Source organism: Treponema vincentii (assembly GCF_018336815.1).
GTDB lineage: Bacteria > Spirochaetota > Spirochaetia > Treponematales > Treponemataceae > Treponema.
In genome coordinates, this window is record NZ_CP050497.1 from 2,078,489 (window position 1) to 2,093,448 (window position 14,960).

The 14,960-nt window shown below is 38.5% G+C and carries 10 protein-coding genes and 3 pseudogenes; 4 read left to right on the forward strand and 9 right to left on the reverse strand.

The genetic code is table 11. The annotated features are described in order from the left end of the window. The first annotated feature begins 539 nt into the window (after window positions 1–539). Window positions 540–1,511 carry a formylglycine-generating enzyme family protein gene (locus GWP40_RS09470; protein ID WP_212565131.1) on the forward strand — a complete coding sequence of 324 codons (972 nt, stop codon included), beginning with the start codon at window positions 540–542 and terminating at the stop codon, window positions 1,509–1,511. An 89-nt stretch (window positions 1,512–1,600) separates the two neighbouring features. Here the strand turns inward: GWP40_RS09470 and GWP40_RS09475 are convergent, their stop codons facing one another. The 9 genes and pseudogenes from GWP40_RS09475 to GWP40_RS09515 all read right to left on the reverse strand — a co-directional run bounded on the left by GWP40_RS09475 (window position 1,601) and on the right by GWP40_RS09515 (window position 12,421). Continuing rightward, the gene (locus tag GWP40_RS09475; protein WP_212565132.1) at window positions 1,601–2,626 is read right to left on the reverse strand and encodes a hypothetical protein; all 1,026 of its coding nucleotides are present in this window, start codon (window positions 2,624–2,626) and stop codon (window positions 1,601–1,603) included. Window positions 2,627–2,707: 81 nt separating this feature from the next. After that, a pseudogene (locus GWP40_RS13420) lies at window positions 2,708–3,773 on the reverse strand (ankyrin repeat domain-containing protein). A 111-nt stretch (window positions 3,774–3,884) separates the two neighbouring features. After that, window positions 3,885–5,126, reverse strand: coding sequence for an ATP-binding protein (locus GWP40_RS09485; RefSeq protein ID WP_230974384.1), 1,242 nt, complete (start codon window positions 5,124–5,126; stop codon window positions 3,885–3,887). A 279-nt stretch (window positions 5,127–5,405) separates the two neighbouring features. Continuing rightward, a complete protein-coding gene (locus tag GWP40_RS09490) occupies window positions 5,406–6,539 on the reverse strand; it encodes an ATP-binding protein (RefSeq protein WP_212565134.1) in 1,134 nt (377 codons plus the stop codon). Further along, entirely contained in the window at window positions 6,536–6,655 is a 120-nt protein-coding gene (locus GWP40_RS12405; RefSeq protein ID WP_215905860.1) for an RNA-binding domain-containing protein, read from the reverse strand. Before GWP40_RS12405 ends, GWP40_RS09490 begins: the two co-directional genes overlap by 4 nt. A gap of 200 nt (window positions 6,656–6,855) precedes the next feature. After that, a complete protein-coding gene (locus tag GWP40_RS13425) occupies window positions 6,856–7,509 on the reverse strand; it encodes a hypothetical protein (protein WP_330997225.1) in 654 nt (217 codons plus the stop codon). An 18-nt stretch (window positions 7,510–7,527) separates the two neighbouring features. Continuing rightward, window positions 7,528–8,080: pseudogene (locus GWP40_RS13430) on the reverse strand (hypothetical protein). Window positions 8,081–8,352: 272 nt separating this feature from the next. After that, window positions 8,353–10,845, reverse strand: a complete 2,493-nt coding sequence (locus tag GWP40_RS12945) for a leucine-rich repeat protein (protein WP_230974386.1) — start codon at window positions 10,843–10,845, stop codon at window positions 8,353–8,355. A gap of 608 nt (window positions 10,846–11,453) precedes the next feature. Then, window positions 11,454–12,421, reverse strand: a pseudogene (locus GWP40_RS09515) (nuclease/transposase family protein). Between the two features lie 187 nt (window positions 12,422–12,608). On the opposite strand from GWP40_RS09515, the gene GWP40_RS09520 reads away from it, so the two are divergent. The 3 genes from GWP40_RS09520 (at window position 12,609) to GWP40_RS09530 (ending at window position 14,834) form a co-directional block, all read left to right on the forward strand. Beyond that, window positions 12,609–13,241 carry a hypothetical protein gene (locus tag GWP40_RS09520; RefSeq protein WP_212565135.1) on the forward strand — a complete coding sequence of 211 codons (633 nt, stop codon included), beginning with the start codon at window positions 12,609–12,611 and terminating at the stop codon, window positions 13,239–13,241. A 10-nt stretch (window positions 13,242–13,251) separates the two neighbouring features. Next, complete coding sequence (locus tag GWP40_RS09525; RefSeq protein ID WP_212565136.1) at window positions 13,252–13,827, forward strand: hypothetical protein; 576 nt, start codon at window positions 13,252–13,254, stop codon at window positions 13,825–13,827. Between the two features lie 356 nt (window positions 13,828–14,183). Then, window positions 14,184–14,834, forward strand: a complete 651-nt coding sequence (locus GWP40_RS09530) for a DUF4304 domain-containing protein (protein ID WP_212566593.1) — start codon at window positions 14,184–14,186, stop codon at window positions 14,832–14,834. The last annotated feature ends 126 nt before the right edge of the window (window positions 14,835–14,960 follow it).

A 14,960-nucleotide genomic window follows, 5' to 3' on the forward strand; every position in this document is an offset into this window, starting at 1 on the left:
ACAATGATAGATAACTTAGTAGGATGATATGATGTATCCTATTTTTAATTTGTAATGCTGAAACTCAATATTTTGTTCAAAAAAATAGAGCATTTCAGAAACTTAAAAAGTTCCAAACCGACTCTATAACAGTCTAACAACAGAGAATCATCAAATCATCAAAAACAACCCTTGTAGAGATTGAAGCGATTCAACTATGCCATCAGTTTTCAATTTTACAAACAGATTCCCTTCCTTGCATAAAGTTACTTTTCATGAAAAATAAAAAAGACCATGTATCTTTGGTAAAAACGCCCTTGCTAACTGCTCTAACGGATATAAAAACGCACATTATCTTAACATGTTATCATCTTAAGACAATGTGCGTTATCAAAATTGCTCTATTTTAATCACTCTATTTTAATTGCTCTATGAAGTTTGGAGTGATACAATAAAAATGTAGAATATTCTACAAAATGTTGAAGGTAATTTTGGGAAAGGAGACTGTGGTAAAGCAGTATTATAAAACCGAAATATAAATATATTTGGAGGAAAGAAAATTGAATAAAACATTATTTTTAGGAGCGGTGCTTATTGCAATGACGGTCGGCAGTACCGGTGTAAATGCCGAAAAAGCAGACATACCGCTTGCCGGTAAGACGTATACGGTAAGAGGCGTATCGTTTACGATGATCACCATTCCTGCCGTAACGGACGGTACCCTCGGATACGGAGAATACGACGTAAACCCTGCACATACGGTCAGCTTGCCGTCCTACCGGATCGGCGAAACGGAGGTAACGCAGGAGTTGTGGCAGGCGGTGATGGGCAATAACCCGAGTGGTTTTAACGGTAATGACGAAGAAACGAAACCTGTCGGCGACGAAGAGCAAAAAAGGCGGCCGGTAGAAATGATAAACTGGTATCAGGCTATTGCCTTTTGCAACAAGCTCAGTTTGAAGCTCGGCCTTGAACCCTGTTATACGGTAACAGTGAAAGGAAAACCGATAGACTTTGCCTCACTTCCATTCGATAAAATTCCTTCTGAGGATGAATATATGTCCGAAAAGGAGACGGCAGTAAAGGCATGGGATGCCGTAACCGTAGATATAAGCAAAAATGGATTCCGGTTGCCGTCGGAGGCCGAATGGGAATGGGCAGCAAAAGGCGGTGCAGAAAGCCGATGGGCGGGCACGGATAATGAAGAAGAAGTCGATCGATATATGTGGCATGATGGGAATAGTGAAAACCGAACCCATGAAGTAAAAAAACTGAAACCGAACGGATACGGGCTCTACGATATGAGCGGCAACGTGTGGGAATGGTGTTGGAACCGCTTTAAAGATTTTTTGCCCGACTCGCTTGTAGAAGCAGATATCGTTGACATTGACGATATCCACGATTCCTGCCGTGTCTTTCGGGGCGGCGGTATAGATATCGATATATATAACGCAGCGCTGCCGATCAGGCTCTTTTATACTCCCGATTTTCATGCAGGTAGTCTCGGATTACGCTTGGCATGCAGGTTGTAATTTTTGCATCTTTCGAATCGCTTATCATACCGCAAGAAAAAAAATACGGCGCGGCTTTGTGTAGGGGGGATTATAACGACTGAGCTCTCTCATTCATTCCAATCACGTGCTATTTCGGTTGAAATCTCAAAACCGGTCATGTCATTGCTTTCATTAAAATGAATATAAGCAAAGTATTCATTCCAAAAAAGATGATCGCTTCCGGTTGACCATTTAATGCCGTAGTGCAGCTGGGTTATGTCTTTCGTATTTTTCGGCGGTACTAACCATAGTTTTTTATCGAATGTTTTTTGCAATGTTTCTTGTTGCAATGGAACGAGCAGCTCAACATCATCAAGACAATAACGAATTGAATTTTCTCTTGCATCGGAAATGCAGTATTCGTCAATTTTTAAATGAATGATTTTACAATCCTCTAATACCGTATCCTTCTTTTTATGACCGTAAAGACCGATGCTCCCGATCACAAGGCCATCTTTTACAAGAAGATAATGAGCATAAGGTATAGCAGTATTATTTCTTCGGAATCCTTTTTCAACGAGAATACTCCGATCAACGGGATATTTTTTAAAAGCACCACAAGAAAGCAGTTTTTTATAATCTCTGCCGGAAGGATTAGCCTGTTTTACATAAATATCGAATCCGTCTGCGGCTATATCGGCAACAGTTGTATGAGCAATCTTAATCTTTGTGTTGTTAATCGTAAAAACCGGAGCCCTCACCGGAACGCTGATTATGATATATACCAAAAACATATAAAGTGAAAATATTGCGACAGCCACAAACACAAAAATACTTCTTCCGGTACGCTTTCGTGCATTAAAGAGAGCCATAACCGGAGGCAAAATAATATATGTTGCCAAATTAGAAAATCCTGAGCCTCCCTTTTTTATCACCTGTAAGGCAAATAATACCGCCCCAAGTATCGAAGATGCATATACTAAAAACTCACTGAGCGCCATTTTTGTAGTATCTGTCTGTTCATTTACTGCTTCTTCCATCAATGATTTTCCACCGGAAACAGTTCGTTTCATATAAATATACATTCCGAAGATAACCGCTAAAAAAATAAGTCCTGAAACGGAAAGCAGTAAAATAAAAATTAATCTTCCCAATCTATCGTCTCCTCATCTATATTATAGAAATATCTGTCTATGCGTTTTATATTCATTAAGCTTTTTTCTCATTATCGGTCATTATTCCAAAATCAGGTTCATATATTTTTTCATATCCTCTATAAAATCATCAAAGACTGCCAAATCGATGAGCTCTTCATGTTCCATATCATAGCTTGCAATCTTTTTTGTTTTCGGGTTCCATACAATATAAATATGACTGTAATCTCCGAGAGAGCGGGAAAGTCTTAATAATTTTTGTCTGCCGAATTTAAACGGAATAGTATCAATCAGTTTGAAGAACTCAAGATATCCAAAGTCGGAATCCTCTAAATCAAAGTGTAGGTTTTCACCGGTTAAAAATTCAATTATTTTCTTTGGCAATTTATACAGTTTTAATTCATCCAATTTATTTTGCGTTTGATGAAACTCGGGAGGCTCTAATGATTTAAAATATTTTGCCATTTCCTCATCGCCTTTTTCCAAAGCTATGCTATATGGACGCATTCCGTCTTTTTTCGGCAATCGTAACATCCGCTCCATGCTTTACTAAAAATGTACACATTTCCAAATCAACATATCTTGCAGCTACACACAACGGAGTCGATTGATCGGAATATACCATGTCGGACTTATTGTAATTAATATCTGCTCCATGTTCAATTAGAAATTCCAGAGTTTTATAATTACGGTCAGAAACCGCGTGGCGTAAGAGCTGTCCGCCGTATTGAGCTGCGCTATGCCCAAGTTCTTGTATAATCGAAAAATTATCAAAGCGTTTACCATAGTACGCTTCTAAAAAAGCTTCCGAACCTACGTTGTTCGTTACATCTATCTTTGCTCCATGGGAAACAAGATACCTTATTACCTCTTCATTACAATATCTCACTGCGAGAAGAAAACTTGGATGCTCCTTTGCATTAAGGTTTGCTCCTTTTTCCGTCAGCCATTTTATAGATTGAAATTTTTCCATTATCAATGCAAAATCCAAAGGTGAGAGAGCGGTGTATTTGCCTACTCTGATTTCTTTATTAAGCTTCCATCCCTTTAATAGATGTTCTTCCAATGTAGAAATATTTTCATTTAGTACATCATTTAAAATTTGCGGTATAGATTCAAATTTTCCGATGTTTCCGATTGTTATCATACTTAAATCCTTGTTTACCTATTTCTCGAAGTGTTAAGCACCTCTCTTTTAATCTTTAAATAATTCATATATTTCTCTCTCATATACAGTATTGGCATCGTGTGTTAAAAATTAATTTTTCAAACATCCTATAGGCACTATAAAAATACCATCCTCTCGTTTATATGCAAACTCACCTATTCCAATAACTATCAGCAAAAAAGAAGGAGCAGGCATTTTTGATGTATCAATTTTATTCGACAGCGATTTTAAGTTTTCTGCTGCATCTTCAATAAATGTTTGTCCTCCCAGTTTAATTTCTACTAAACCATATCTGCCATTTTTCAGATGAATTACCGTATCACATTCCAAACCTGATTTATCCCTATAATGTAAAACATTACCTCCAATACTTTCTGCATATACTCGAAGATCTCTGACACATAGTGTTTCAAATAGCAGCCCCATTGTGTTTAAATCATTAATCAAATCTTTCGGTCCAATTCCAAGAGCGGCTACTGCTATTGAAGGATCTACATAGTATCTTGTATCGGAAGTTCTGATTGATGTTTTTGATCTTAAATTAGGATTCCACGCAGGCATATCTTCGACCACAAAAATATTTTTTAGTGCATTAATATAGGATGCGATGGTATCTTCATTCAAAGACTCCGTATCATTTGAAATTATATCATCCCTCAGCATAGTGTTGGAAATTTGCGTTCCTTGATTTCTTGCAAAAGACCTCATCAATCTTTTTACTCTTTCCGGATTTTTACTCACACCATCAGCTCTATTAATATCGGATTTTATGACTGCTTCATAGTAATCTTCAGCTTGGAGTAATGCCGGTTTTTCCTTCATTCCAACGGCATGCGGCCACCCGCCTCTGCAAATTAAAAAAGCCAATTTTTCTATGCTTAAATTATTCATACCGTCTATCACACTAGGATTTTCAAAAAGCTGATTTAAACTTACTTCTCCTGTTGAATCTCCTGATTCAAATAAAGACATTGGCCTCATCATTAACCATGTAAAACGTCCTGTTCCCGAATGAGTTATTTCTTTTGATTCTATCGGTACTGCCGAACCTGTAAGTATAAATTGACCTTCTTCACCTCTTGTATCAACCTCATATCTTGCTGCATCCCATAGCTTTGGTGCTATCTGCCATTCGTCAATAAGCCTTGGGGCATTACCTTTTAGCAATCTTCCGGGATCTATTTCAGACATTTGGATATTTGTTTCTCTTTTGCTTGGCTCATCCATTCTCAATATACTGCCTGCAACTTGCATTGCCGTTGTCGTTTTTCCGCACCATTTAGGGCCTTCAATAACAACAGCTCCTTTTGACTCAAGTTTGTCTTTTAACATATCGTCTACTATGCGGGCTCTATATTCTTTCATTAAACTTTACCTCTGCATATATTATGTCGTTTTTTTCGGCGTTTTGGCAATATTTCTTTCGTCGTTTTGGTTGAAAATCTTTCGGCGTTTTGGCAGTTATTTTACATTCCATTCAAGTAACGGAGGTGGTTGTTTTAAGTAATTTGAGTGATTCGGTTGTTTTATTTTATTACAATCCATTTTCCGTCACGTTTTGAACCAATCCTTTCTATTATGTTTTTTTCTTGTAAAGTTTTAAAAGTCCTTTCAATTGTTCTTTTGGAAACTTCTATTTTTTTCTGCAAGATCAGCGGAAGTATAGCTTGGTTTTTCTCTTAACAGTTCAATTACTCTTTTCTCTGTTTTATTCAAACCGACATTCAAACCGACATTCAAACCGACATTTTTATTTGTCAACACAGCCGTAACTTCTTTTTCAAATGGAATTATGCAGCGGATATAGTTACTTTCAATTTCAAAAACTTTTTTTCCATACTTCTCGACAATTGTCGGGATTCCATGCCCCGTATGTTCTGTCAGACCCATAGTTAGAAAAATTCTCATCAATGTTGCATTTCTCGGTTTACTGATACCCTCGAAAAATTGTTTCTTAGTTAAGCCGTTTGGAAGACCTCCGTGTGACAATATTTCAAGTCTGTCGTTATACATAGATATTTGCGGTTCGGTAACCAGCCAATCATTATGAACTAGAGCATTTAATATGGCCTCATTTACACAGTCATAATCAAATAAATAGGTATCTTTTCTAGGTCTAACTGTTGTATTTGAAATACAGATATTTTCAGCTTGTAATCTATTTTTTATTTTGCTATAAGTTGTTAAAAGGCAGCCATAGCCATAGTCGCTTCTTTCAGAAATTGAAGCTTTGTTTTTCCCTTGAAATTTTACAAATATAAAAGGGATATTATTTTTATCCGATAATAGTTCAGCTAATAAATTGTATTCTCCGATTTCATTCCGTAAGTTCAAATTACTTTCAAAGGTCTTATCTTCCAGATGATAACCTTTCTCAGAATAGTATATTTTGAGCTCCCTAAAAGATAATTCTTTTGAATTTGATTTTTTCTTAATCATGTATTCTCTATCAATAAATTTCTGTTCATATCTTATTTTTATCTGTTCCGGAGTCATTTCTTTGCAAGTTGTTCCTATCCTTATCGAACATCCGGTAGAAGAAAACCCATACTTCTTTTGGCAATAAATATGGTTTTTGCCTTTATTAATGTGAATTACAATGATTGGTTTTTCATCATCAAATTTTATCTCTGATTTTATTTCGTCTTGCGGATTCGGCTCTATTTGTGATGTAATAATATCGGATATTTTCCTAAGCACTTCATCACTTTTATTTACACCAACTACAATACCATTATCTTTCACTCCAACAAAAAAATTGTCCCGCCGTCTCCATTAAGAAAAGATACTATTTCTTTTACAATCGTCTCCCTATATTTTTCTTTTAACTCTATTTTTTCCGATTCAATGTATTTATTCATTTTTGTTATCCTTCTGATATGGTAATTATAGCATATCAGTAATATTTATAAAATACAAACGCGTTTAACACCTTAATTTTAAATTATATTAAACATTTGAATGTACATTAAATTTATAAATATCGTCTTCATTATCACATTTTATCAAATTATTATTTATGTTGTTAATTCTCCGATATAGTGCATTATCATTTTCTCCGTTATTTCTTTTCTCCGATAAAATCAATTACATCTGACCAACCTTCATCTTTTGCATCATAAGCCCAGCGTTTATCCGTCAAGGCTTCAAGAGCATCAATGCTTTTATGTAAAGCCTCAGACATTTCTTTTCTTTTATCTGCAGGAATCGAATTTAAATATGTATCGCTTATTCGTGCGGAGGATTTAATACCCCGACGCTCTGCGTCGTAACAAAGGGTATTAAAGCCGACTGCAACCACCTTATGAGAACAACATACCCCGACGCTTGCGTCGGGGGTGTTGATTTTGAATCTGACATTTTGAAGAAAATTGACCGTATCTACATAGGTGCTCGAATCTTCAAAAACCGTATTTTCAGGGAAACATTTTATCACGTTTTCAAAGGCTGTTTTCATATCGGATAATTTTAATGCTGCCAATGTGTCGGGAACATAACGGATAAGCTGCGGGTAGTTACAGATAAATTCCCACCAACCGTCACCCTTCCAATTTCCTATGATGTTAACGGCAATATGAAAAAGAAATAAGTCTTCATCGGTTTGATTTTTAATTTCTTCTATTTCTCCGATTTCCCATAGTTTATCCGACACTTCCGCAAAGAAACTTTCATTAAAATTTTTTTGATTTTTAATTAATTCTTTCAATGTAAGCATTTTATTTCTCATGTTTTGCTACTTCGAAACATCAAATCCCAGTCTCTTTAAATTGTTCATTTGTTTTTGTTGATGTTCTGCCGTGCCGGCTCCGGTTAGAACGTCGCTGTAAATTTCACTTGCGGGCCAATCATCGTAATAATTATTGAGGAACTGCGGGACTTTTTCGTACATAGGTTGAATGATTGAAATAAAGCCCTGTTTAAGGCATTGAATATAAGTTTTTTCATCAAGTATTTCAGTATGGCCGTATTTGTCAAATGAAGTTCGGCGGTTGAGGGCACCTTCAATGTCCCAAGGTGTAAATACAACTAAATGCAGAGGTCGGCTCCAGCGCTCAATATCCGTTTTATCGGGCGAAGGAAAAAGCTTTTTTCCAAAATCCTCGTTTTACTGCATAGCTGCCGATAGAAATATACAGGCGGTACGGTGTATCCTCAAATGCTTCTTCTGATATTTCACCGGAAACAGGTTCGAATACTCCGTATAAATCACAATTTAAAAGGCGGGCATAATAGGATTTTTCGCCTGCATCTATTTCGTAAATTGCGCCAAGTTCGTATCGTGCCATTTTATGTCTTCTTTTAAAGTATTTATTTCTTTTGCCATGTAAAAAGCCCTTCACCAATTAAATATTGTTTATATTATATCATTTTTAATCGGAATTTTCTATCCGTATAGAGGCGGTTATTTTTACGAGCCGGCTGTAACAAAAGTTTGTAAGAAACTCCCGCACACAAAAAAACCGCCCCCGAAGCCGAAGTTTTCTCCAACTTGAGAGCGGTCGATTTAATTGTTAATTTGTAATGTGTAATTTGTAATTAAATTATCCATTACCAATTTCTAAAACCCCACAATCGTGCCGAAGTCTTTCCAGCCTTCTGCGGCTTGGTAGAGAGCTTTGGAGCCGGCGGGCACTTTAAGCGTTGCGGAACTGATGGGCGTATCTTCAAACACGTGGCCGCTTGCCGTAATAGCCGGCGGGGTTGTCGCTCTGCACGTTACCGTTGTCAGGGCACCACAGTTGTAAAAACATGCCCAGCCCAACTTAGTAAGCTGTGACGGCAAATCTACCGTCTGCAGCTGAGAACAGTCCTTAATCCCTGAAATCTCCGTTATCCTTTGCGGTACGGTAAGTGAAGTGATTGCTATACCTTCCAGTGCACGAAATCCCAGATATTCAAGCGAATCAGGCAGCGTAAGATTTTGCACGTTTGTGCAGTAGGAAATCGCTTCTTGTTCAATACGCTTTAAGCCGTCAGGCAGCCTTATGGTTTGCAGTGCGGAAACACCTCCAAAAGAATCTTTTGCCAATGTCTTTACGCTTAAAGGAACCTCGTAATCAGTGCCCGGTTTACCCTTCGGATACCAGCGCAGTATGCTTTTATCGCCGTTAAAGATAACGCCGTCTACTGAAGAAAGGTAGGTGTTATCGGCTGCGACCGTTACGCTTTGCAGCGTATCTCCCCATCTGAAGGGAGCTTCTATATCCGTTACCGTGTAGGTTTCGCCGTCGTGGATAACTTCTTTGGGTATGGCAAGCGTTGTTCCCGTGTAGGCCGTGTAATTCCCTGAATCAGTATTGGCGGTTACGCTCACCTTTAGAGCGGTTTTATCCGTTACGTGGTAGCGCACGCCGGCTTCTGCAAAGTAGTCGGGGATAAAGGCGGAAGGCTTTACGGTAATGGTACCCGAAAAGTCGGTCTGTCCGCTTAGCGTGTCGGTTACCTTTATGCGCGTTGCGCCGGCTTTGCTGAAAGTTATCTTGATGTTGCCGTGGCCGTTCAAATTCGACGTATCGAGCGTGATGATGCCCGCCGGTTCGGGAACAGCCGTGTAACTGCCCGATCCTGCCGTTACCAGTCTGTAAAGAAAAGTTTCCCCCTTATTTTTGGTAACGTCCCGCTTGTCCAGCGTGAGGTCTGCTCCCGCATATTTGAACTTTACTTTGATGTTCGCATTCGCCGTTACCGTGTGGTTGTACGTTTCGTTCGCTCCCGCTTCGGGTATGTCGCTGCCGCCGTTTGTCCACTTGTCTACGGCAAAATTGGTATCGGCGGGCGTCGCGGTAAAGACGACGGTTTTGCCCTGTTCCACTTTATTGCCCGAACTGATTTCGGCACCGTCAACTTTTGCAGTGAGCGTGCCGTGTCCGCCGTCCACGCCGAAATTGATAGTATAAAGCAGCGCCCAGTTTGCGGTATATTCCGCATTTGCAGCGGGGAAGACCGGAGTTGAAGGCAGTGCGGGATTCCATCCTTTAAAAACGGAATCCGCTTTTACGGGATCGGCGGGAACTTCCAAAGCTGTGCCGTATTTGCCGGATTTTACGACATCGGTCGCATTGCCTGCAATGTTACCGCCTGCAAGTTTAAAGGTTACGTTCACAGTATTGCGCTCGTAATAGAGTTCTACAACGGTACTGCCGTCGGCGGCTATCGTGCCGGCTGTCTGTACGGTTCCGTTTACTTTGGTAAGAGCGGAATTGTAGGTAAAGCCCTCGTAGACTCCGCCGGTTTTCGGCGTGTATACGACGGGGTCTCCCGATGTGCCGCTTTTATTTTCGCTTTCCGTCGGCTCTGCAGGATAGGTGCCGTCCGTTCCTTCCTGATAGTGCTTTACCGTATACGAAGCTTCGCCGGGCGGAAGCGCTTCAAAGCTCACCTTTACGGTAAGATCGGCTTGAAGATTTACCTGCGCCGTGTTGTTTCCCGCAGTTCCCGTACCCGCTTCAAACACCATTCCCGTGCCGATTATCTGCCACTCCTTTACTTTGTAACCGGGGTTGGGATTTGCCGTAAAGGTTACGGTTTTGCCCTTTTCGACTGCACCACCCGAATTGATTTCGGTGCCCCCGACTGTCGCTTTGATCGTACCGTTTGGCGTAGTGCTGTCCACGCTGAATGTTATGCTGCACGATACGGGCACGGGCGGTGTGGGCGGAGTTCCGCCGCTTTCAAAGTTCACCTTCACGGTTACCGCCTTGGTAACAGGAAATGAATAGGAATTGTTGGTGCCGTTTACGGCCTTGCCGTCAAGCGTCCAGCCCTTTACCCGGTAGCCTGAGTTAGCTGTTGCCGTAAAGACAATCGTTTTACCCTGTTCCACCTCAGCACCCGAATTGATTTCGGTGCCGCCAACTGTCGCTTTGAGCGTGCCGTTTCCGCCGTCCACGCTGAATGTTATGGCGTGCTTAGGCTTTGGCGTAGGCGTTCCGCCTCCTCCACCATTTCCGCCTCCGCCCGCTGCATTCGGGCAGGCGGTCATTCCAAAGAGCGCAATGAGCGCTAAAACTGCGGCTGTGATGAGCGCCGCCCCTCTTTTCTTGTGTTTCATAGAATAACCCTCCTTATATTTTTAATTTAACCGCTAAGCACGCCAAGGACGCAAGGTGTTTTAAGAGAGGCTTTGTAAGACATTCTTTTATAATCCTTTGCGTTCTCTGCGGGCGTTGCGGTTTCCTTAAACGGTGTAATGTAAAAAACGCACAAAGACAGTGCTCCTGTCCTGTGCGTGTTATTAGTTGAGGAAATTTGTGTGTGTTCTGGGTGCATTGTGCAGATTACGCGCTTATACCGCTTTGTCCGCTTGTTGCTTGTTGCTTGTTGCTTGTTGCTTGTTGCTTGTTGCTTGTTGCTTGTTGCTAAAAATTGTGTCAGGCACACTGCTGCGTGTCAAGTACTTTACTTCTCTTTTCGCATTTTTTTGGTGAGAATGGTTGTAGCTGCTGCTATCAGTGTGTTTTTCTGTCATTAGTGTACAGTATAGCACGGTTTTTTAGATATTTCAATCTTTTGAGGATTTTTTTTAATTTAACCGCAAAGATACAAAGAGCGCAAAGGAATTTTTAATGATGTTTTGATGACATATTCTTTTATTTACCCTTGGCGTTCCTTGCGGTTTCATTTTACATCTGCACCGCCTATTTTTAAAAAGGCTGATTTTTATAGAGCTTTTATTTCTTCAACGGAAAGCCCTGTAACCTTTGAAATTAAGTCAATGCCAAGATTTTCATATCTCATCAGCTTTGCCGTTTCAAGCTTTGTTTGGTATGAGCCATCTGCGATGCCTTCAGCAAAGGCGATTTCCCGTTCTTCGGCACGCTGTACCGCAATATCAGTATCGTAGTCGTATTCTGCTACTAACATGTTTATTACCTCCCGTGATTTTCTCTGTAAGTATTCTTTTAATATTCCTTTTTCTATGCATATCTTTACCGCATTGGTAAAACCGTTTTCGCTGTCGAGTTGGGTTTGCTTTCTTACCTCTTCTACAAAGAGGCTGTATTCTTCAAGTGGTTTGCAGGCTGTTAAAACTTTATTTGCTTTGTTCGTGTTGATATTGAGAACCCGTACCGTTAACTCCAGCGGCACTTGTTCAGGTTTTGTAATAAAGGCATCGGAAAGTTTTAAAACTGTAGTTTCAGGCTCTTTTACAAATATACGAGTATCTACTGCGTTACTTCACAAAAAACAGTCCTCGACGTGCAAAAAGCACGCCTGCGGGTGTTTTTTGTTTGTGCCTTGTATCTACTTCGTCTATTTGCAAAAGTCATTTCAGTACCGCCACGGATGGCGGTGGTTTTAGCTTTACGATGTTTTGAGCATAGCTCAAAACTCGAAGTCAAGGAATGTACACGGAAGTACATTCCTTGACTGGGCATATTTTCGTTTATGGTTGATTGGTGCTCTGCAAGGACGATAATCTTATTGTCTACAAGGCAGGAAACATCGTTGATTATGTTCATATACATAACATTATCGAGCCTTATGTTTTCTACAGGACAAGACATTTGCAAATTCGTTCCATGCAAGGCATTATAGAGCGATAAAAAATTCTCTTTTGCCTTTTCATCTTCACTGAAAAGATCTACAAAAACCGAGTCTTTATATTTTCTATTTGCCGTACTCATAGCCATCCCCTCATTGATTGTATTATACCACAATTACCTCAATTTTGTAAGGGAGTATTTTTTTTAACCGCAAAGATGCTAAGAACGCAAAGACTCTTTGATGGATGGAAAAACACCGTAAAATCATGTATAATTTGAAAGATAAAAACGGATATGAATTATGTTCGGATTAGGAGAGAGAAAATAAATGACCACTAAAAAATTTGCTCAGTATATGGAAAAACAATGCAAAGGAATAAATAATTTTTCACTGGAAGCCATTTTTGAAGATTATATTGTACTTGTGTCAGGGAAACGAATCGGAGTACTGTATCAGGAAAAGTTTTATGTCCTTTATGCACCAACTTTTGAAAAAACGGAAAATATAGTGCCTTGTTTTAAACCGGTAAATTTATTTAATTGGAAGTATTATCAATTGATTGAAGTTACAAATCTTGAAGATAAGGAGAATCTTGAAAAAATCATACATTATGTCTATCATGAATTATATTTTCTAAAAGAAGTTGTCCTTGATATAGGATTTTTATTTCAAAGTTATAGAGGTTATCCCGAAACTATTTATACTCTATATGAAGAAAATATTACATTCCTTAATTTTGCCTATGAAAAGAAGCTGATAAAGGAAAATCCTGTAGACAGAGAAGGCAGAATTGTAAAACTTTTATATACGAATCTCGATTTAACCGAAACCGGACAGAAAATTTTATATGACTTATATAATAAATGGCTGACCTATACGGATAAAAATGATGCCGATTCTTTAAAAAGAGCACGGAATATAAAACAATTGGAAAAGTATTATGAAAAACTGATGGTATAAAAATAGATAGATGGACACGAGAATGGATAACTCAAATTTTAATATTCAAGAATGGGTAAATTTAAATTCTTATACCGACAGTAAAGGTTGGAAAGGATATTGCAGAAGAAATAAACCTTTCACTATTTTTCGCGCAAATAAAATAGTCGGTTATTTTATGCATTTTTTTAGAAAACATACAAATAATATAATTATAGTTTCTAATATTTTCAAAGTAAAAGAATATAATCTAAATAAGAGCAACATAAACAATTACATAAAATACATAGAAAAGTATCTGATTGATTTTGGATATATAGAAACAATTAGCGCTTCTATTTACGATAATGATAATTGTTTATCTTTGGGATTCAAAAAATTTCTCACTACGGATTATGATGTTATAGCTATGTTCTCTTTGTTAATGATGATGAATGAAGGAATTGACGGACATTGTTTTTTTGTTTTTGATGAATTAGGACTTATTGCTTATCCTCATGATGATACAGGTTTTGGATTTATACGCATCAAAAATACGAAAGTTCACTATGAGGATATGTTTCTTGAAAATGTATCTCAATTTTCAGATTTTACAAGCGTTTGGTGATTATTCCAATCAACATATCCCGACGCAGAGCATCGGGGTACAGTGCTCAATGTTTCGCACTGTATGTTCTATAAGGTGGTTGCAGTCGGCTTTAATACCCTTTATTACGACGCTCGTGTCGGGGTATTAAACCCTCCGCACGAATAAACGGCCTTAACCGGTATACGATATCCGTACATGGAATGAAGATCATACCGAATGGAAAGAAGGCGCCATTATTACCCATAATGAAATGTTTAAATTTCAAAAACTGTTAACGGCCTATCTTAAAAAGAGATTGGGATAAAATTACCGCATTTGACTGTGAAGATTTTGAAATATTAGAATTTTTTGAAATGAGTTTTTAGGAGGAAGTTATAAAACCAAGAGAACTTTGCGAAAAAGCATGGCAAGAAATAGCACGCAATTTCCCCGACTTTAAAGTGTTAGGTAAAGGAAAGACTTTACGAAAAATTGCAAATAACAAAGACATTATTTTTGAAATATATTTTCAAGCCAATAGATACAACTGTGAATCTAATGTTGAGTTTATCCCGCATATCAACATTTATTCAAAGGCTATGAAAAAAGCAGGCATAACCAGTGAAGGAATTATTTACGGCGGAGAACTTAGTTCTTTAGCCGGACGAGAAGCGGGCGCTTGGTGGCAGTTGGCCGGAGCAAGCTATAGAGATACCGTAACGCAAATTACGGGATTATTACATAAACACATTATGCCTTTATTTGCAGACTTTGAAGATACAAATAAAAATATCGAAAGAATTTTAAACGGCTCATTAAAAGGGTATGCTTTGCCCTACTATATCTACTATTTTGGCGGCAAAGAGCCGGCTGAAAGATATTTTAATAAAGTCATCAAAGAAGATAAGTTAAAGAAAAAATATATTTCGTTTTATAGCTCATTAAAAGAAATTCCAAAAGAAAATATCGATTTACATTTTGAGGACTTTTACGGTGCAAGTTTAATCAAATTTGCGTATTTACATGGTTTAGAAATTATTCAATAATCTTTAGAAAAATGGGACAGGAGGAGGTAAACTATGGACGAGCGTATTGAGCAATGGATAAAAAATAATCCTACTATTTTTTGAAAATAATAGCGGTTGTGGTTTTTGTTTTCGGCGTTTGCCTCA